Origin of the sequence: Streptomyces sp. NPDC047869, from assembly GCF_040704065.1 — a bacterium.
Lineage (GTDB): Bacteria > Actinomycetota > Actinomycetes > Streptomycetales > Streptomycetaceae > Streptomyces.
In genome coordinates this window covers 13,851-32,770 of sequence record NZ_JBEYRK010000009.1, presented here as the reverse complement: position 1 = coordinate 32,770, position 18,920 = coordinate 13,851, and the positions used below count along the sequence as shown (strand labels likewise).

21 protein-coding genes are annotated in these 18,920 nt (G+C 72.8%); 11 read left to right on the top strand and 10 right to left on the bottom strand.

Translation table 11 applies throughout. The features are described 5' to 3' along the window. Nucleotides 1-3 precede the first annotated feature (3 nt). Complete coding sequence (locus AB0924_RS14220) at nt 4-684, top strand: DUF6230 family protein (RefSeq protein WP_358935139.1); 681 nt, start codon at nt 4-6, stop codon at nt 682-684. Beyond that, complete coding sequence (locus AB0924_RS14215) at nt 681-1,112, top strand: DUF6114 domain-containing protein (RefSeq protein ID WP_366911498.1); 432 nt, start codon at nt 681-683, stop codon at nt 1,110-1,112. Before AB0924_RS14220 ends, AB0924_RS14215 begins: the two co-directional genes overlap by 4 nt. Before the next feature lie 18 nt (nt 1,113-1,130). Here the strand turns inward: AB0924_RS14215 and AB0924_RS14210 are convergent, their stop codons facing one another. The 10 genes from AB0924_RS14210 to AB0924_RS14165 form a co-directional block, all read right to left on the bottom strand. Further along, nucleotides 1,131-2,090, bottom strand: coding sequence for an ABC transporter substrate-binding protein (locus AB0924_RS14210; RefSeq protein WP_358935135.1), 960 nt, complete (start codon nt 2,088-2,090; stop codon nt 1,131-1,133). Nucleotides 2,091-2,194: 104 nt separating this feature from the next. Next, the gene (locus AB0924_RS14205) at nt 2,195-2,863 is read right to left on the bottom strand and encodes an ABC transporter permease (protein WP_366911497.1); all 669 of its coding nucleotides are present in this window, start codon (nt 2,861-2,863) and stop codon (nt 2,195-2,197) included. After that, nucleotides 2,860-3,513 (bottom strand): ABC transporter permease subunit, encoded by a 654-nt coding sequence (locus tag AB0924_RS14200; protein ID WP_358935131.1) that lies wholly within the window; start codon nt 3,511-3,513, stop codon nt 2,860-2,862. The genes AB0924_RS14205 and AB0924_RS14200 overlap by 4 nt, the downstream gene beginning before the upstream one ends. Continuing rightward, nucleotides 3,510-4,634: an ABC transporter ATP-binding protein gene (locus tag AB0924_RS14195; protein WP_358935129.1), complete on the bottom strand. Its 1,125-nt coding sequence runs from the start codon at nt 4,632-4,634 to the stop codon at nt 3,510-3,512. The genes AB0924_RS14200 and AB0924_RS14195 overlap by 4 nt, the downstream gene beginning before the upstream one ends. Before the next feature lie 177 nt (nt 4,635-4,811). Next, on the bottom strand, nt 4,812-6,158 hold the full coding sequence (locus tag AB0924_RS14190) for a PP2C family protein-serine/threonine phosphatase (RefSeq protein ID WP_358935127.1): 1,347 nt from the start codon (nt 6,156-6,158) through the stop codon (nt 4,812-4,814). 138 nt (nt 6,159-6,296) lie between these two features. Next, entirely contained in the window at nt 6,297-6,947 is a 651-nt protein-coding gene (locus AB0924_RS14185) for an SLATT domain-containing protein (RefSeq protein WP_366911495.1), read from the bottom strand. A gap of 115 nt (nt 6,948-7,062) precedes the next feature. After that, on the bottom strand, nt 7,063-7,470 hold the full coding sequence (gene msrB / locus AB0924_RS14180; RefSeq protein ID WP_358935125.1) for a peptide-methionine (R)-S-oxide reductase MsrB: 408 nt from the start codon (nt 7,468-7,470) through the stop codon (nt 7,063-7,065). A gap of 14 nt (nt 7,471-7,484) precedes the next feature. Next, nucleotides 7,485-8,876, bottom strand: coding sequence for a UDP-N-acetylmuramate--L-alanine ligase (gene murC, locus AB0924_RS14175; protein WP_358935122.1), 1,392 nt, complete (start codon nt 8,874-8,876; stop codon nt 7,485-7,487). 102 nt (nt 8,877-8,978) lie between these two features. Next, nucleotides 8,979-9,449 (bottom strand): indole-3-glycerol phosphate synthase, encoded by a 471-nt coding sequence (locus tag AB0924_RS14170; protein ID WP_358935120.1) that lies wholly within the window; start codon nt 9,447-9,449, stop codon nt 8,979-8,981. Between the two features lie 162 nt (nt 9,450-9,611). Beyond that, the gene (locus AB0924_RS14165; RefSeq protein WP_358935117.1) at nt 9,612-10,385 is read right to left on the bottom strand and encodes a pyrimidine reductase family protein; all 774 of its coding nucleotides are present in this window, start codon (nt 10,383-10,385) and stop codon (nt 9,612-9,614) included. A 37-nt stretch (nt 10,386-10,422) separates the two neighbouring features. On the opposite strand from AB0924_RS14165, the gene zapE reads away from it, so the two are divergent. The 9 genes from zapE to AB0924_RS14120 all read left to right on the top strand — a co-directional run bounded on the left by zapE (nt 10,423) and on the right by AB0924_RS14120 (nt 18,851). Beyond that, complete coding sequence (zapE, locus tag AB0924_RS14160) at nt 10,423-11,526, top strand: cell division protein ZapE (protein WP_366911494.1); 1,104 nt, start codon at nt 10,423-10,425, stop codon at nt 11,524-11,526. A gap of 256 nt (nt 11,527-11,782) precedes the next feature. Further along, entirely contained in the window at nt 11,783-12,178 is a 396-nt protein-coding gene (locus tag AB0924_RS14155; protein ID WP_366911493.1) for a hypothetical protein, read from the top strand. Between the two features lie 76 nt (nt 12,179-12,254). Next, nucleotides 12,255-12,833: a carbonic anhydrase gene (locus AB0924_RS14150; protein ID WP_358935111.1), complete on the top strand. Its 579-nt coding sequence runs from the start codon at nt 12,255-12,257 to the stop codon at nt 12,831-12,833. An 8-nt stretch (nt 12,834-12,841) separates the two neighbouring features. Beyond that, on the top strand, nt 12,842-14,368 hold the full coding sequence (locus tag AB0924_RS14145) for a SulP family inorganic anion transporter (RefSeq protein ID WP_366911492.1): 1,527 nt from the start codon (nt 12,842-12,844) through the stop codon (nt 14,366-14,368). A 149-nt stretch (nt 14,369-14,517) separates the two neighbouring features. Beyond that, nucleotides 14,518-15,345 (top strand): slipin family protein, encoded by an 828-nt coding sequence (locus AB0924_RS14140; protein ID WP_366911491.1) that lies wholly within the window; start codon nt 14,518-14,520, stop codon nt 15,343-15,345. A 48-nt stretch (nt 15,346-15,393) separates the two neighbouring features. Beyond that, nucleotides 15,394-16,917, top strand: a complete 1,524-nt coding sequence (locus tag AB0924_RS14135) for an FAD-dependent oxidoreductase (protein WP_358935105.1) — start codon at nt 15,394-15,396, stop codon at nt 16,915-16,917. Between the two features lie 86 nt (nt 16,918-17,003). Further along, a complete protein-coding gene (locus tag AB0924_RS14130) occupies nt 17,004-17,858 on the top strand; it encodes a polysaccharide deacetylase family protein (RefSeq protein ID WP_358935103.1) in 855 nt (284 codons plus the stop codon). Between the two features lie 18 nt (nt 17,859-17,876). Then, nucleotides 17,877-18,068 carry a hypothetical protein gene (locus AB0924_RS14125; protein WP_366911490.1) on the top strand — a complete coding sequence of 64 codons (192 nt, stop codon included), beginning with the start codon at nt 17,877-17,879 and terminating at the stop codon, nt 18,066-18,068. 63 nt (nt 18,069-18,131) lie between these two features. Continuing rightward, on the top strand, nt 18,132-18,851 hold the full coding sequence (locus AB0924_RS14120; RefSeq protein ID WP_358935098.1) for an aminoacyl-tRNA hydrolase: 720 nt from the start codon (nt 18,132-18,134) through the stop codon (nt 18,849-18,851). Nucleotides 18,852-18,920: the final 69 nt, after the last annotated feature.

The following is an 18,920-nucleotide window of genomic DNA, read 5'->3' as shown; positions in this document are numbered from 1 at the left end:
CACATGGCCTCGTCACCGGACTTCTCGTCCGCCGGCAACACCCCCGAGAACACCGCAAGCGGTTCCCCCGAAGCACCGGACACCCCCAGACGGGGACGGGTCCGGGCGCGCCGGGCCGCGATGATGGCGGTGCCGGCCACCCTGGTCGCCGCCGGCCTCGCGATCCTGACCGCGCAGGGTGCGCTGGGCGTGCAGTTCGCCATCTCCGGCATGCCGTTCGTGGTCACCGCGGACAAGCTGGAGGGCACCGGGTTCGAGCAGTTCGGCGCCCTGGACAACATGATCGAGAACAGCCCCAACCAGGGGGACACGGGCGGCCAGGAACTGGTCGTCACCTCGGTGGTGAAGGACGGCACCCTGACCAACCTCTGTCAGAGCGTCGACCTCGGCGGCATCCAGCTCGTGCTCACCGCCGGCGGCGGCGCCAAGCCGGTCAGCGTGTCGAACCTGGCCATCGACTCGGACGACATCAAGGGCAACGCCACGTTCGACGGCATCGAGATCGGCCGGGACGCCAGCACCTTCGACAAGGCGGACGTCCAGGGCCCCGAGGGTGTCTACGGACAGCAGGCCGACAAGGTCGTCATCACCGACCTCTACCAGCACAACTACGCGGCCACCGCCGCCGTGTTCAAGCTGCCGAACCTGCACATGCGGTTCGACGGCGACGGCTGCCCCCGGTGAACCGCTTCCGGCAGTGGAGGGGGCGCCGGCCGTTCGCGGGCGGTCTGCTGCTGGTGCTGGGCGGTGCCGAGATCCTGGTGACCATGAAGGCGCCGCTCCCGGTGATCCTGCACATCGGCATGCAGGGCCTGGCGGGCTATCTGCTGCCGGTGCTGATGATGATCTGCGGTCTGCTGATCCTCTTCAGCCCGGGCCAGCGCCTCTTCTACTCCCTCACCGGGATCCTGCTGTCCCTGGGGAGCTGGCTCACCTCGAACCTGGGCGGCTTCCTGGTCGGCCTGCTGCTCGGCGCCGTCGGAAGCTGCCTCACCTTCGGCTGGCTGCCCGACCAGCCGCCCCGGACGAGCCGCCGCCGGCGCCGTGCGCGGGTACGGGCGGCGGCCCAGGGCGCCGGGGAACCGGTGCGGGCCTCCGGGGAGCCGGTGTGACTCCCCGGAGGGGGGCGGTCAGCTCAGGCCGGCGGAGTCCAGCCAGGCCTTGGCCACGTCCAGCGGGTCCTTGTTCTGCGACTGCACCTGGGTGTCCAGGTCCAGCAGGGTCGCCGTGTCCAGCTTGGCGGAGACGGCGTTGAGCGCGTCGACGCCCTTCTGGGAGAGTTCACCCTTGCGGACGAGCGGCTGCACGTTCTCGAAGCCGAACAGGTTCTTCGGGTCCTGCAGGACGACGAACTTCTCCTTGGCGATGGCCGGGTCCGTGGTGAAGATGTCCGCCGCCTGCACCGCGTTCTTCTTCAGCGCGGCCTGGGTGAGCGGGCCGCCCGCGTCCAGCGCCTTGAAGGACTTGAACTCGAGCCCGTAGACGGACTTGAGGCCGACCAGGCCCTGCCGGCGGGTCTGGAACTCCGGCGAGGCGCCGATGGCCAGGTCCTTCGCCACGTCCTTCAGGTCGGCGATCGAGGACTTCCCGCTGAGGTCGTACTTCTTGGCGGTGGCCGCGTTGACCGTGATCGAGTCCTTGTCCTCGGCGGGCGAGGGCTCCAGCAGGGTCAGCTTCGAGTGCAGCTTGGCCTCGATGGCCGAAGTGGTCGCCTCCAGCGTCTTCGGAGCGGCCTTCGGGTCCAGGTAGGCCAGCAGGGCGCCGTTGTACTCGGGCAGCACGGTGACGGAGCCGTTCTTGAGCAGACCGTAGGTGGTCTCCCGGCTGCCGATGTTCGGCTTGTAAGTGACCTTGATTCCCTTGGCCTTGAGGGCTTCGCCGTAGATGTCCGCGAGCAGGATGCTCTCGGCGAAGTTGTTGGATCCGACGACGACGCTGTCGCCACTCGCGTTGCTGTCCGTCAGGGGGTTGTCGGCCTTGCCGTCGGAGGAGCCGCATCCCGCCAGCAGCGCCGTCGCCGCCGCGAGGGCGACAACGGCCGCGCCTCGGTTCCTCCGGATTGACCTGCTGATGCGGTTGATGGAAGTCACTCAACGATCCAATCCAGCCGGTTCCGACTCAGTCAAGTGATCCCCGGTCACCGATTGGCTTCGATCCGCGACCGGTTGGGGGCGCATGGTGACGGACCGCCGGCTCAGCCGCCCCTGCGCACCCCCGGCGAGACCGCGATCCGGGACACGGCCCAGAACACCCCCAGGGTCGCCAGCGCCATCCCGACGACCAGGGTGGCGCCGCCGACGACCTTCTCGTAGTCCCGCTGCGCCAGCCCGTCGATGATGTACCGGCCGAGGCCGCCGAAGCTGACGTAGGCGGCGATGGTGGCCGTGGAGACGACCTGGATGGCCGCCGTCCGCAGCCCGCTGAGGATCAGCGGCAGCGCCACCGGGAGTTCCACCTGGAACAGGATCCGTGCCTCCGGCATCCCCATGCCCCGCGCGGCGTCCACCGGCGGCGGGTCCACGGAACGGACCGCCTCGTAGGAGGTGACCAGGATCGGCGGCACGGCGAGCGCCACCAGCGGGATCATCACCGGCAGCAGACCGAACCCGAACCAGGTGAACATCAGCACCAGCAGGCCGAAGGTGGGCAGCGCCCGGGCAGCCGTGGCGATGGACGCCAGCGCGTTGCCGCCGCGCCCGTGATGGCCGGTGACGAGTCCGACGGGCAGCCCGATCACGGCGGCGATCCCGACGGCCTCCAGGGAGTACAGGATGTGCTCGCCGACCCGGGTGGGGATACCGTCCTGGCCGTGCCAGTGGGCGCCGTCACCGAAGAAGGCGTGGGCGAAGTCGAATACGTTCACCGGGTGGCACCCTTCCGCGGCATCCAGGGGGTCAGCAGGGCACGGACCAGGACCAGCGCGGCGTCCACGAGGATGGCCAGCACCGCGGTGGTCAGCACGGAGTTCACCGCGAGCGGCGGCCGGTGGTAGATCTGCGCGTCGTTGAGCAGGTTGCCGAGCGCGCCCTGGTTGCCGATGAGCATGCCGACGCTGACGAGGGAGATGCTCGACACGGCCGCGACCCGCAGTCCCGCGATGATGGCGGGCACCGCGATGGGCAACTGCACCTGCAGATAACGCCGTACGGGTCCCAGGCCCATGGCGGTGGCGGCGGCCAGGGTCTCCGGCGGCACCGAGCGGACGCCGTCCACGATCGCGGGGACCAGCACCACCAGGCTGTACACCGCCAGCGGGATCATCACCGTGGTCTCGGTCATGCCGGTGTAGTCGATGAGGAGCACGAAGAACGCCAGCGAGGGCACGGCGTAGAGCACCGTGGTCACTCCGAACACGGGCGCGTAGAGCCAGCGGAACCGCACGCAGAGCTGGGCGACGGGCAGCGCGACCAGCAGCCCGGCCAGCACCGGCAGCAGCGCCTCGCGCAGGTGCAGGCCGATCAGGCCGAAGTAGCCGTACTGGAGGTCGCTCGGGATGTCGAAGAAGCCGTTCATCGCGCGGCCTTCGCGTCCTGGCGGTCCTCGGTGTGGGCCGCGCGGATCGCCTCGCCGATGACCTGCTGCGAGACAACGCCGACGGCCCGGCCCTCGCCGTCCACCGCCACGGCCCAGCCGGACGGTGACAGCACGGCTCCGTCGAGCGCGGTGCGCAGCGAGTCGGTGCCGGGCAGGAAGGGCCGCCCGTACGGCAGCAGCCGGTCCCGGTCGATCCGCCCGGCGGTGAGCTCGTCCGGCGCGCCCCAGCCCAGCGGCCTGCCGTCGGCGTCCGTCAGGAGGCGGTAGGGGGCCGGGCCGCCGGCGGCCAGCTGCTCGGCGTCGGCGTCCAGCGGGACGACGGGCCCGGTCTGCAACTCCAGTCCGGCGGAGGAGAAGAAGGACAGCCGGCGGATGCCCCGGTCGGCGCCGAGGAAGTCCTCAACGAACGGGTCGGCGGGGGCGCTGAGCAGTTCGGCGGGCGGCGCGAACTGGGCGAGCCTGCCGCCGGTGCGCAGTACGGCGACCGTCGTGCCCAGCTTGATCGCCTCGTCGATGTCGTGGGTGACGAAGACGATGGTCTTGCCCAGTTCGTTCTGGATGCGCAGGAGTTCGTCCTGCAGCCCCTTGCGCACGACCGGGTCGACGGCGGAGAAGGGCTCGTCCATCAGCAGCACCGGCGGGTCGGCGGCGAGGGCGCGGGCCACGCCGACCCGCTGCTGCTGGCCGCCGGAGAGCTGGTACGGGTACCGCTTGGCGAGCGAGGTGTCGAGCCCGACCCGCTCCATCAGTTCGGCCGCCCGGGCGCGCGCCTTCTGCTTGCCCCAGCCGAGCAGGCGGGGCACGGTGGCGATGTTGTCGACGATGGTGCGGTGCTGGAAGAGACCGGCGTTCTGGATGACGTATCCCATCGAGCGGCGCAGGGTGTTGACCGGCTGCTGTCGGATGTCCTGGCCGTCGAGGAGGATGCTGCCCTCGGTGGGGTCGACCATCCGGTTGATCATCCGCAGCGTCGTGGTCTTGCCGCAGCCGGAGGGGCCGACCAGGACCGTGATCGCGCGGTCCGGGATGTCGAGGGAGAGCCGGTCGACGGCCACCGTGCCGTCCGGGTACCGCTTGGTGACTGCGTCGATCCGTATCAAGACGTTGCGTACCCTTCGGTTCTGGCGAAGCCTTTGCCGTTGCCGGGTGAGTCTAGACGTCGGCCGTCGCGGCACGTCGGCGGGCGAGTGCCCGCCTCGCTGAGGGTTCCCCGTCCACGCGGATCCCTCACCCATGAGGCCCGGGCACCGCACGGCCCTCTCCGGCGGGCCCCGAGGTCAGTCCGCCGCCCGCGTTCCGTACGGCGGTTCGCCGGGCGGGCGGCGCGGGCGCGGCCGGGCCGCGAGGACGGCGACGTCGTCCTCCGCGTGCCGGGCGTCCAGTCCCGTCAGGATGGTGTCCAGTACGTGGTCGACGCCCTGGCCGGCCGGGAAGCGCAGGCCGGCCAGGCGGGCCAGGGAACGGTCGATGTCCTCGCCGCGGCGTTCCACGAGGCCGTCGGTGAACAGCACCAGCGTCTGCCCGGGGGTCGCCGGATGGGTGACCGGCTCGTATCCGCCGAGGCCGGTGCCGAGGGGCGGCCCGACCGGCACCGGCAGCAGCGCGGCCGCGCCGTCCGGGCCGATCAGCAGGGGCGGCAGATGACCGGCGCCGGCCAGTGTGACCTGTCCCCGGCCGGGGTCGACCCGGGCCAGCAGACAGGTGGCCGGCCTTCGCTCGGCCTCGCCGGCGGCGATGTCGTCCATCTGCCGCAGCACCCGGTGCGGGGGCAGGTCGGCGGAGGCGATGTAGCGCAGTGAGGACCGGTAGGCGTTCATGTCGACGGCGGCCTCCAGGCCGTGGCCCATGACGTCACCGACGACCAGCAGGGTGCGGCCGAAGTGCAGCCGTACGGTCTCGCACCAGTCACCGCCGACCAGCGCCCGCCCGCCCGCCGGGAGGTGACGGACGGCGATGTCCAGGTTCGGGTGCGGGCGGCCGGGCTCGGCCAGCAGCGCGCGCTGCAGGTCACCGGCGGTACGGCTGATCTGGTCGTGGGTGCGGGCGTGCCGGATGTGCGAGGCGGCGCGCTCGGCGAGCAGGGCCAGCAGTTCGGCCTCCGCCCGGTCGTGGGGTGCGCCCCGACGGACCGTGACCAGAAGACCGAAGTGGTCGCCGCCGCTGGCCAGCGGGGTGACGAGGGCTGACCGGCCGGGGGCGCCGGGCGGGCCCGCGGCCCGGGTGCCGGGCGGCAGGCCCTGTGCCGGGGTGCCCGCTTCAGGGGCCGCGGCGACGGCCCAGCCGGCGGCGGGCAGCAGCGTCTCGTCGCCACTGACCGCCCGGTACCCGGAGCGGGTGCCGCCGCCGTGGCCGGACCCGGGGTCGCCGCCGCCGTGCGCCGGGCCGGTGCCGCCGCCGCGGCGCAGGACGGCCGCCGAACCGCCGGTCAGCCGTACGGCGGCGGCGGTCAGCTCGGCGCAGGTCGTCTCCTCGTCGAGGGTCGTACCGATCCCGGCCAGCGCGGCCCGCAGCGCCGCCGGCCGCGCCACGCCGCCGGCCGGCTCGCCGGCTCCGTCCGGCAGGCGGCGGCCGCCGTCGGACGCGGGCCCGCGGCGGGAGTGGATCCAGCGCGGCACACTCCACACATGCACAGAATCTCAAAACGGGACAATCCGTCCAGCCGGCACCCGCTCGCCGCCGGTCCGAACCGGGCATCCGGCCGCGCTCGGACCGGCCGGCTCCCCCGGCACGAGATCCCGGGCGGGCCACGACGGAGCAGGCGGTCAGCGTTCGGCGGCCCCGGCCTCGCGGGGCGCGGGCAGCGCGGCGGCCTGGTCCTGGAACTGCTGGAGCCCGGCGCGGAACTCGGCGGTCCAGTCGGCGGTCTCGGACTCCAGATGGGTGCGCAGCTTGCCGGCCAGGCCGCCGATCAGCAGCATCCTTCGTTCGATCAGTGTCTGTTCCGGCACGCCGGTCACGTCCCGCAGCAGCTCGGCCGACCAGGCCAGCCGGAACTCGTTGAGCTCGCCGCGCAGCGCCTGCGCCGCCGTGATGTCGCGCATCCAGGCCGTGGACAGGCCGAAGAAGTAGTCGAAGCCCTTGCAGCCCGCGGCGGCGGCCAGGAAGACATAACCCCAGCTCTGGATGTCCGCGCCGGTGGCCGTGCCGGCCAACGGGATCACGGTGCCGGTCGTCGCGAGGACGATCATCAGGGCGCGGATGAGGCGGGAGCCGAACCGTTTGAGGCGCTTGTCCCGCAGGTACCACTCGATGGCGTCCTCGGCCTCCTGCTCGGCCCAGACCCGCAGCGACCGGACCGACTCCAGTCTCTCGTGCGGCGTACCGAGGGTGAGCGCCGGGAAGGCCCTGCCCCGCAGATCCCTTCTGCCCGCCCGGCCGCCACCCGGCCGGGCAGCCGCTGTGCTCCCCGTCAACTCGCCCTCCTCAGCAGGGAATTGCGAGCAGGGTAGCGGAAACGGCCGCACCCGGCCGGGCCCCGGTCACGGCGGGCGCGTCACCGCGGCGCCATGGACCGGGGGGACGGGCCGATCAGCCTTCGGCGGGCGCCAGCCGCAGCGAGACGCTGTTGATGCAGTACCGCTGGTCGGTCGGGGTCGGATACCCCTCGCCCTCGAAGACATGGCCGAGGTGCGAGCCGCAGCGGGCGCAGCGGACCTCGGTGCGGACCATGCCGTGGGAGCGGTCCTCGATCAGCTCGACGGCATCGGTGTCCTTGGGGTCGTAGAAGGACGGCCAGCCGCAGTGCGAGGCGAACTTGGTGTCGGAGGTGAACAGTTCGGCGCCGCAGGCACGGCAGGAGTAGACGCCCTCGGTCTTGGTGTCGGTGTACTCACCGGTGAAGGCCGGCTCGGTGCCGGCCTGGCGCAGTACGGCGTACTCGGCCGGGGTCAGCTCCGTCCGCCACTGCTCGTCCGGCTTCTCGACGCTGTACGACATGAGTCTCAGCCCCTTCACTGCTGCGACAGGCGGTCCAGGATCTTCGGGCCCAGGTCGGTCACGTCTCCCGCGCCCATGGTGAGAACGAGATCACCGGGCTTCGCCATTCCCGCGATCACCGCGGGGATCTCCGCCTTGTCGTGCACGGCGGTGACGTCGGCGCCGGCCGCGCGCGCGGCCTCGATGATCAGCTCGCTGGTCACCCCGGGGATCGGGTCCTCACGGGCGGGATAGATGTCGAGCACGGCCGAGGCGTCGGCGAGCGCCAGCGACTGGCCCATCTCCTTGCCCAGCTCCTGGGTGCGGGAGAACAGGTGCGGCTGGAAGACGACCAGGATGCGGGCGTCACCGGCGGCGGCGCGCATGGCCTCCAGGTCGGCGGTCATCTCGGTGGGGTGGTGGGCGTAGGAGTCGATGACCTGCACCCCGGCCGCCTCGCCCTTGAGCTGCAGGCGCCGCTTGACACCGGTGTACGCGGCGAGCGCGGACGCGAGGCCGGCGGCCGGGACGCCGAGCGCGGCACCCGCGGTGAGCGCGGCGACGGCGTTGAGGGCGTAGTGCCGGCCGGGGACGGAGACGGTGAAGGTCAGCTCCTGCCCGTCGAGCACCGCGGTCACCTCGCTCCGCAGCCCCTGCGGGACGATGGAGAGCACCCGCACGTCGGCGTCCTCGGCCTCGCCGTAGGTCACGCAGCGCACCGTGCCGGCCAGCCGCCGGGTGAGTTCGCGGGCGCCCTCGTGGTCGGCGGAGATCACCAGCGTGCCGCCGGGCACGATGCGGCCGGCGAAGGTCTCGAAGGACTCGTAGATCTCGTCCATCGAGGCGTAGTTGGCGTGGTGGTCCAGCTCGACGTTGAGGACGATGGCGACCTCGGGCGCGTACTTGTGGAAGCTGCGGTCCGACTCGTCGGCCTCGGCGACGAAGATCTCGCCCTCGCCGTGCAGCGCGTTGGAACCGGGGGCGTCCAGGTCGCCGCCGATGGCGTACGACGGCCGCAGGCCCAGCTCGCCGAGGGAGACGGCCAGCATGGACGTGGTGGTGGTCTTGCCGTGGGTGCCGGCCACGGCGATCGGCCGCAGCCCCTCCATCAGCGCGGCGAGCGCGTCGGAGCGGTGCACCACCGGGATGCCCAGCTCGGCGGCGCGCAGCAGCTCCGGGTTGTCCTCGCGGATCGCGGACGACACCACGACACAGCTCGCGTCGTCGGCGAGGTGCCCGGCGGCGTGCCCGATGTGCACGGTCGCGCCGAGGGCCCGCAGCGCCTCCGCGGTCGCCGACTCCTTGGCGTCGCTGCCGGCCACCTCGGCGCCGCGCTGGGCGAGGATCTTGGCGATCCCCGACATCCCGGCGCCGCCGATGCCGATGAAGTGCGGTCGGTCCATGGCGGCAGGAAGTCCGGGTGCCATGCGCGTTTCTCCCAAGATCCGGTACGGGCTGAGCGTGCCTAGCCTATGCGCTCGCGCCCGGCGCCCTTCGCAACGGGCACGGCGCCCCCGGTCGCCGCCGCGTCACTCCTCGCCGTGCGCGAACAGCTTCAGCACCGGCACGCCCACCTTGTGCCGGGCCCGGGAGGCCCAGTCGCGGTGGAAGAACTCCTCCACGTAGTGCGGAGCGGTCAGCACGATCACCTCGTCCGCTCCCACCTCGCCGACGAGGGTCTTGAGCGCGTCCAGCGGATGGTCGTCGACGAGCCGCCCCTGCGCCTCGCTGCCCGCGGCGCGCAGCGCCCGCAGGGAGACCGCCAGCGCCTTCTCGGCGGGCTCCTTCGCCGCCTCGCCCTCCGGCGTCCTGCCCTCGCGGACGGCGTCGTCCAGTTCGCCGAGCGCGATGTCGTCGATGGCCCGCAGCAGGCGGTCCTGGTCACCGCGCGGCTGGAGAAGCACGTGGAACGAGACCGGCTCGTCGCCGTGCAGGGTGGTGACGAACTCCACGTCGACCGACGACAAGGCCTTCTCGATCATCAGAACGCTAGTGAACACCCGGCGCCTCTCTCCTCCCGTGGGCCCGGCAGGGCCCTGCGGAAACCATCCTGCCCCGTGATCGCGCGGGTAGACCGGACTTAGGGGCTGTCCGGTGGATCACATCGGACAGCCCCAGTGTGCCCGCCGCGGAGTGGGACGGAACGGAGTGTTCCGCCGCATTCAGGACCGGCTGTACCGGCTGAACAGGAATCCCTCCTCCTCGAGCAGGGACACCAGGCCGAAGCGGCGCGGAACGGCGACGGACGGTCCCCCGGTGATGCGCTGCGCGTCCCCGGCGGTGAGCATCGGCGAGACGGTCAGGCACAGCTCGTCCAGGACCCCGGCGGCCACCAGCTGGCCGAGCAGCCTGGGGCCGCCCTCGGTGAGCAGCCGGGTGTACCCGAGGCCGGCGAGGGCGCTCACCGCGCGGGCGGGGTCGACGCCCATGCCCTCACCGGCGACGACCACCCGGGCGCCGGCCTTCTCCGCGGCGGCGACCCGGTCGGGGGCCGCGGCGGCGCCGGTCAGGATCAGGGTCGGCACCAGGGGCGAGGTGAACAGCGGCAGGGAGAAGTCCAGCTCCAGGCCGGCGGTGACGACGGCGATCGCCGGTGCCGGGCCCTGGCCCGCGGCCTGCCGGGCCGCCGCGAACTCGGCACGCGCGCGTGCGGGCCGGTAGCCCTCCTGCCGTACCGTCTCCGCGCCGACCACGATCACGTCCGCGAGCGCGCGCAGGGTGCCGAAGACGCGCATGTCGGCCGCGCTGGAGATGGGCTGGGAGTGCCCCTCGTGCTGGGCGGCACCGTCGAGGGTGGAGACCATGTTGGCGCGCAGCCACGGCCGCGGGGCGTCGGCGGCGGGCTCCGGGTAGGCGTAGGCGGCGGCCAGCTCGGCGAGGCTCCACTCCCGGGCCTGGTCTGGTGTTTCGTCGGTCACAGGGAACAGGCGTCGCATGTCGTGCAGTGTGACACGGCGCTTAGCATGGGTAACCGTGTCGTCCTCCACCGCAGCCCATGGCTCAAGCCCCCTGACCGACGCGGGTCCGCTGTCCCTCACCGCCCGCGAGCCGCACGTCCCGGCGGACCGGCTGGTCGCCGAGATGGTGCCGCCGCCGCGCTTCGACTCGGTGCGCTTCGCCACCTACATCCCGGACCCGAACCAGCCCAGCCAGACCGAGGCCGTGCGGGTGCTGGAGGGCTTCGCGGCCGGGCTCGGCGGCGCGCACGCCACGGGCGCCGGCAAGCGGGGCTTCCTCGGTTTCGGCCGGGCCAAGGCACCGAAGACCCCGTCGGGCCCCCGCGGGGTCTACCTGGACGGCGGCTACGGCGTCGGCAAGACCCATCTGCTCGCCTCCCTGTGGCACGCCACCCCGGCGGAGCCGGCGCTCAAGGCGTTCGGCACCTTCGTGGAGTTGACCAACCTGGTCGGCGCCCTCGGCTTCCAGCAGACGGTGCAGACGCTCAGCAACCACCGGCTGCTGTGCATCGACGAGTTCGAGCTGGACGACCCGGGCGACACCGTGCTGGTCTCCACGCTGCTCGGCAGGCTGGTCGAGGCGGGCGTGGCGCTCGCAGCCACCTCCAACACGCTGCCCGGCAAGCTCGGCGAGGGCCGGTTCGCCGCCGCCGACTTCCTGCGCGAGATCCAGGGTCTCTCCGCCCACTTCCGCGCCCTGCGGATCGACGGCGAGGACTACCGCCACCGGGGTCTGCCCGAGGCTCCCGCGCCGTTCACCGACGAACAGGTGACGAAGGCCGCGTACGCCACGCCGGGCGCCTCGCTGGACGACTTCCCGCATCTGCTGGAGCACCTGGCGAAGGTGCACCCGAGCCGGTACGGCGCGCTGACGGACGGACTGAGCGCGGTGTGCCTCACCGACGTGACGCCGGTGCCGGACCAGTCGACGGCGCTGCGTCTCGTGGTGCTGGCGGACCGGCTGTACGACCGTGAGGTGCCGGTGCTGGCCTCGGGGCTGCCGTTCGACCGGCTGTTCAGCGAGGAGATGCTGAACGGCGGCTACCGCAAGAAGTACTTCCGCGCGATATCCCGGCTCACCGCGCTGGCCCGGGACGCCAAGGGCCTCGTCGCCTCGTAGTCCCTTTTCCGACCGGCGTTTCCGCCCAGTCCTGTAATCACATAATCCGTCGCCTTATGGCCCGCTCAATATTCGATCGGGCCCCGGCGGGTCAAGAGCCGGTTCACGCCATCGGACCCGCGCTTTTCACGCTCTCTTGCGCGCTTAACCGCCAGTTAACCCTGCAAAGGACGTTGCGGGGTTAACGTATTTCTTGACCAACCATTGACCAATGGTTGGTGCGCACAAGAGGTGTGAAGTTGTGGAAGGGGGGCGCATGTTCCGAGGCAGGAACACCCGGACCACGCTCACCTTGCTCACCGCCGTCCTCCTCGCGCTTCAGTTCTTCACATCCGCGGGACCCTTCGCAGCTGCGCACACCTTCGGTGAGGCAGAGGCCAAGGCCTGGACCGGAATGACGTCCTCCGCACAGCGGTCGGCCGAGCAGGCGGACCCGTACCGCGAGCCGGGCCGCCCGAAGGAACCCACCGGCACCCCGCACACCCGGGACCGGCACCGCGCGCCCGCCGCCGGGTGCGCGCGGGAGCACCCGCTCATATCCCGGCGCACGGCCGCCCCGCGGTCACCGGCCCCGGCCGGCGATCCGCACCACCGTGCCACCAGATCCTCCAGAGCCCACTCCCCCGCGGCCCTTCAGGTCTTCCGCCGCTGAGAGCCGGGCTCGTCCCCCCACGACCGTCGTGCAAGCCCGACGCGCCGGTGCGGCGCGCCAGGAGGAGACCACACGCATGCAGCCCCTCATCGACAACGCCCGTACGTTCGGACAGCGCCCTGAGGAGTTCGCCGAGCTCGCCGAAGGCCAGTCCCCCCAAGTCCTGTTCATCACCTGCTCCGATTCCCGGGTCGTCCCGGCCCTGATCACGGGCGCCCGCCCCGGCGAGCTGTTCGAGCTGCGCACCGCGGGCAACATCGTCCCGCCCTACGCCTCGCAGCGGCCCACCGGCGAGGCCGCCACCATCGAGTACGCCGTCGAGGTGCTCGGTGTCCGCGACGTCGTCGTCTGCGGCCACTCGCACTGCGGAGCCGTCGGCGCGCTGGTGCGCGGCGACGACCTGACCGCCGTACCCGCCGTGCGCGACTGGCTGGCGCACGCCGCCGCGCGCCCGGCCGGCGCCCCCGAGGACCCGGAGGTCGCCGAGGGCGTCCAGAGCCATGTCCTCACCCAGCTGCTCCGGCTGCGCTCGTACCCGTGCGTGGAGCGGCGGCTGGCGGAGGGCCGGATCGACCTGCACGCCTGGTACTACGAGGTGCACACCGGCGCCGTACGGACGCACCGCCCGCAGACCGACACCTTCGAAGCCCTGTGAGCGCGCCCATGACGAAGTCACGGCTCATATCCCGCTTCCCCCATCTGCGGCAGGACTTCGCCGCCTCCCTCGTCGTCTTCCTGGTCGCGCTGCCGCTGTGCGTGGGCGTGGCCGTCGCCTCCGGGGCACCGGCCGAGCTGGGACTCGTCACCGGCATCGTGGGCGGCCTCGTCACCGGGCTGATGCGCGGCAGCAGCCTGCAGGTGTCGGGGCCGGCCGCCGGACTGACCGTGCTCGTCTTCGAGGCCGTCAAGGAGTTCGGGCTGCCGGCGCTCGGTGTGATCGTGCTCGCCACCGGTCTGCTCCAGGTGCTCATGGGCGCGTTCGGGCTCGGCCGGTACTTCCGGGCCATCTCGGTCTCCGTGGTCGAGGGCATGCTGGCCGGAATCGGACTGGTCCTGATAGCCGGCCAGCTGTATCCGGCCATGGCGGCCAAGGCCCCCGACTCGGGCCTGGGCAAGGTGGCCGGCCTCCCCCGGGCGTTCCTGGACGCCCTCGGCGACGGACCGGCGCTCGCCTCGCTCGCCCTGTGCGTGGGCACCGTCGCGGTCCTGGTGCTGTGGCGGCTCGCGCCGGCCCGGGTGCGTACGGTGCCCGGCCCGCTGGCCGCGGTGGGCCTGGCCACGGCGGCCGCGGCCGTCCTGAGCCTGCCGGTGGCGACCGTCGAGGTGAAGGGGCTGCTGGGCTCGGTGCAGCCGCCGCCGCTGAGCGCGTTCGCCGGGCTGGCGGGTCCCGGGCTGCTCGGCACGATCGTCGCGTTCACGCTGATCGCGTCCGCCGAGTCGCTGTTCAGCGCGGCCGCCGTGGACCGGCTGCACGACGGGCCGCGCACCGCGTACGACAAGGAGCTGATCGCGCAGGGCGCCGGCAACACGGTGTGCGGGCTGCTCGGCGCGCTGCCGATGACCGCGGTGATCGTGCGCAGCGCGGCCAACGTCCAGGCGGGCGCCCGCACCAGGGCGTCCCGGGTGCTGCACGGCGTGTGGCTGCTGCTGTTCGCCGCGCTGCTGCCGGGCGTGCTCGCGCTCATCCCGATCCCGGCCCTCGCCGGCGTCCTGGTCCACGCCGGCGCCAAGCTGGTGCCGGTCCGGGCGCTGGCCGCGCTGTGGCGCGAGCACCGGGGCGAGGCGCTGATCCTGGGCGTCACCGCGGTGTCGATCGTGGCGGTCAGCATGTTCGAGGGCGTGCTCATCGGACTCGCGCTCGCGGTCGTCAAGACGGCCTGGGAGGCCTCGCACCTCAGGCTGGAGGTCGTCGACAAGGGCGCGGGCCCGGTCGAGGCGTACCTGTCGGGCAACGCGACCTTCCTGCGGCTGCCGAAGATCCTCGACAGCCTGGAGTCGCTGCCCCAGGACCGTCCGGTACGGCTGGACCTGTCCGGCCTGCACCACCTGGACCACGCCTGCCGCAGGGCCCTGGAGAACTGGGCCGAACGGCACAGCGCGGCCGGCACCGAGCCGGTCCGGGTCACCGCGCCGGCCCTCCCGGCCGCGCGGTCCGCACCGGGCGAGGCGGCCGGGGCGCCGGCGGCCTGAGCCCGCGCCCACCGCCCGCGGACCGGGGTGCCGACGCCCCTCGGCACCCCGGGTCCGTACCCGGCCGTCCGGCCCATGGCTTCCGCCCGAACGCGGGCATATGGTTGCAGCAGCGGACAAAAGGCAGGCCTCTCGGTGAGGAGGTCATCATGCTCCAGGAGCTGCTGGGGGCGGCCGCGGCCGCCGCATCCGTCGGTGTCGTCTACCTCGCGATGGCGGCGCGCGTGGTCAAGCAGTACGAGCGGGGGGTGCTGTTCCGGCTCGGGCGGGTCATGGGTGAGGTACGCGATCCGGGCCTGACCCTCGTGATCCCGTTCGTGGACCGGCTGCACAAGGTCAACATGCAGATCGTGACCATGCCGGTCCCCGGCCAGGAGGGCATCACCCGGGACAACGTCACCGTGCGGGTGGACGCTGTCGTGTACTTCCGGGTGGTCGACGCGGCGAGCGCGCTGGTGAAGGTCGAGGACTACAAGTTCGCGGTGTCCCAGATGGCGCAGACCTCGCTGCGCTCGATCATCGGCAAGAGCGACCTGGACGATCTGCTCTCCAACCGGGAGAAGCTCAACCAGGGGCTGGAGCTGATGATCGACAGTCCGGCCGTCGGCTGGGGCGTCCAGGTCGACCGGGTGGAGATCAAGGACGTGTCCCTGCCGGACACCATGAAGCGGTCGATGGCCCGCCAGGCCGAGGCCGACCGGGAGCGCCGGGCCCGGATCATCAACGCGGACGCCGAGCTGCAGGCCTCCAAGAAGCTCGCCGAGGCCGCGGAGCAGATGTCCGAGACCCCGGCCGCGCTCCAGCTGCGGCTGCTGCAGACGGTGATGGCGGTGGCGGCCGAGAAGAACTCCACCCTGGTGCTGCCCATCCCGGTGGAGCTGCTGCACTTCCTGGAGAGGGGCCACCAGCTCGGGCAGCTGCCCACCCCCAACGGTGACGCGGGACAATTCCAGGCCCCGCGGCAGCCGGAGACCTGAGCGGGAGGAACGGGACGTGAGGCGGGCGGGGCTGGGTACCCGGCGGCCATGCGCGAGATGCGACAGGTCACCGACTCGTACTGGCTGCGGACCGCCCCCGGGCCGTCCTACCCCGCCCTGACGGAGGACATCGACGTCGACGTGGCCGTCGTGGGCGCCGGCATGGCCGGGCTGAGCACCGCCCACGAACTGGCCCGGGCCGGGCTACGGGTGGCGGTGCTGGAGGCCGGCCGGGTGGCGGCCGGGGTCACCGGGTACACCACCGCGAAACTGACCGCGCAGCACACCCTGGTCTACGACCGACTGCGGCGCACCCGCGGGCCCGAGGGGGCGCGGCTGTACGCCCGCTCCCAGTCGGAGGCGATCGAGCACGCGGCCACGCTGGTGACCGGGCTGGACATCGACTGCGAGTGGGAGCCCCGGGACGCGTACACCTTCGTCCGGGACGGCGAGCGGGTGGCCGAGGTACGGGCGGAGGCGGAGGCCGCGCGGGAGGCGGGGCTGGACGCCTCGTTCACCACGGAGACCGGGCTGCCGTTCCCGGTGGCGGGCGCGGTACGGGTCACGGGGCAGGCGCAGTTCCATCCGCTGAAGTACCTGCGGGCCGTCACGGCCGATCTGCTCGCGCGCGGCGGACAGGTCTACGAGGACACCCGGGTCGTCGGCCTGGCGGAGGGCGGCGAGCCCTGCCGGCTGACCACCGAGGCGGGCCGTACGGTGACCGCGCGGGACGTCGTGATCGCCACCCACTACCCGGTCTTCGACCGTGCGCTGCTCTTCTCCCGCCTCTCCCCCCGCCGGGAACTGGTCGTGGCCGGGCCGCTCGGCGACGGGCCCGATCCCGGGGGCATGTACATCACGCCCGAGGAGAACACCCGCTCGGTGCGCACGGCGCCGTACGGGGAGGACGGGCAGCGACTGCTCGTCGTCACCGGTGAGCACTTCACCCCGGGCACCGGCGACCCCGAAGCGGGCTTCGGCCGGCTCACCGAGTGGGCCGTGAAGCACTTCCCCGGGGTGGCCCTGGAGTACGCCTGGGCCACCCAGGACAACGACTCCTCCGACACCGTGCCGATGGTCGGCCCCTTCCACCCCGGCGCCCGTCACACCTACGTCGCCACCGGCTTCGGCGGCTGGGGACTGAGCGGCGGCATCATGGCCGGGCTGCTGCTGACGGCGCTGATCACCGGCGAGGACCGCCCGTGGCGCGACCTGTACGACCCGCGGCGGGTGAAGTCGGTGCTGCGCGAGGCGCCGTCGCTGCTGAAGAACCAGGCCGAGGTGGCCCGGCACTTCGTGGGCGACCGGCTGCGCTCCCCGGCCTCCCCGCACGATCTGGCGCCCGGCGAGGGCGCGGTGGTCCGCGTCGGCGGCAAGCACCTCGCCGTGCGCCGTGACGAGGAGGGCATCCTGCACGCGCTCTCGGCCCGCTGCACCCACCTCGGCTGCCTGGTCGCCTTCAACGGGGCCGAGCAGGCCTGGGAGTGCCCCTGCCACGGCTCGCGCTTCGGTGTCGACGGCCGGGTGATCCAGGGCCCGGCGGTGCGGCCGCTGGAGCAGCGGGACCTGTGAGAGGGCTCCCGCCGCCCGGGTGACTCCACCGGAGCGTCATTAGTCATATGAACTGAAAACTGTCCAATAAATCCTATTTTCATACGGTGATCGCATCTCTACGCCGTCTCACCGCCCTCTGCGCCCTCGGCGCGGCCCTCGGCGCCTGCGGAACCGCGGGCAGCCCCGGGCCCGCCCGTCCGGCCCACGCCAATCCGGCCCCCTCCGCCTCCCCGTCCCCCTCGCGGCCCCCGACCCTGACCCAGGGCCCGGGCGGCCTGACCCCGGTGTTCGAGCACGGCCCGCGCAATCTCGGCAAGACCGTCGCGCTGACCTTCGACGCCGACATGACCGCCGACGAGGGGCCCCGCGCCGCCTCCGGCGAGCACTTCGACAACCCGGACCTCATCGGCACCCTGCGCCTGCTGAAGGTCCCGGCGACCGTCTTCATGACCGGCCGCTGGGCGGAGCAGTACCCGGCCCAGGCCCGCACCCTCGGCCACGACCCGCAGTTCGAGGTGGCCAACCACTCCTACAGCCACTACGCGTTCACCAACGACTGCTACGGCCTGCCGACGGTCGGCGCGGCCGGGATGCGCAAGGAGGTCGAGCGGGCGTACGCCTCCCTGCGCGCGGCGGGCGTGCCGCACCCGATGCCGTACTTCCGCTTCCCGGGCGGCTGTTACGACCGCCAGGCGCTGCGCGCGCTGAGCGCGACCGGGGTCACCGCGGTGCAGTGGGACGTGGTGAGCGGCGACGCGTTCGCCACGGACGCCGACGCGGTCGTCCGGCAGGTCCTGGACGGCGTCAAGCCGGGCTCGGTGGTCGTCATGCACTGCACCCGCAGCGCCGCCCCCACGACCGAGCGCGTGGTCCGCGCGGTCGTCCCGGAGCTGCGCCGGCAGGGCTACCGGTTCGTGAAGGTCTCCGAGCTGATCGGGGAGACCGACGGGCACCGGTGACCGTCCTACGCTGAAGCCATGACCGACAACGACGACGAGACGTACTGCATGATCGTCGACAGCACCGGGCCTCCGCAGGCCGACGGGCCGCCGTACGCCGAGTGTGTGCTGTGCCGGGAGCCCACGGAGTACCCGGAGTCGTACAAGGGCGTCACCCTGTGCCCGCGCTGCGAGTGGCAGGATGCCCAGCGCACCGCCTGCTCGGGCTGAGCGGCGGGCGGTGCGCAGGGCCCGGCCGCGGGGCCGGGCCGGCCCCTCGTAAGCTGGGCCCTTGTGAGTCATGCCCCCGCCGCCCCCGGTGACAGTCCCTTCCAGGCCGAGCGCAACCCGCGCGACGAGGCGCCGCAGTTCGTGCTGCCGCTCGTCGTGCGGATCGAGAAGAGCGCTCCGCCCGCCCGTACCGACGCCCTGGAGACCGCCGCCCGCGCCGTGCTGCTGTTGCTGAGCGACGGCCGGGCCGCCGGGGACGGCGAGTGGGCGGAGGCCGTGCGGAACTGGGAGGACGCCCGGATCCGCAAGGTCGTGCGGCGGGCCCGGGGCGCCGAGTGGCGGCGGGCCGAGGCGCTGCCCGGGATCACGGTGACCGGCAAGTCCGCCGAGGTACGGGTCTTCCCGCCGGTCCCGCTGGACGGCTGGCCGAAGGATCTGGCGAAACTCCAGGTGTCGGGTACGGAGCTGGACGATCCCGAGCCGCCGGCCGGCGCCGACCGCACCCGGCCGGTGCTGTGGCTCAACCCGGAGCTGGAGATGTCGGCGGGCAAGACGATGGCCCAGGCCGGACACGGCGCCCAGCTCGCCTGGTGGGCCCTGTCCCCCGAGGCCCGTACCGCCTGGCGAGACGAGGGCTTCCCCGTGTCCGTACGCACCGCCGCCCCCGGCGACTGGCCCGGGCTGACCTCCGGCGGCCTCCCCCTGGTCCGCGACGCGGGTTTCACGGAGATCGCCCCCGGTTCCTGCACGGTCGTCGCCGACCATCCCGCGCTGCGCCGGTAGCCGCCGGGAAGCTCGGCCGGTAGCCGCCGGGAACCTCAAATGTTGCTCTGAACGCGGTCCCGTCATGGT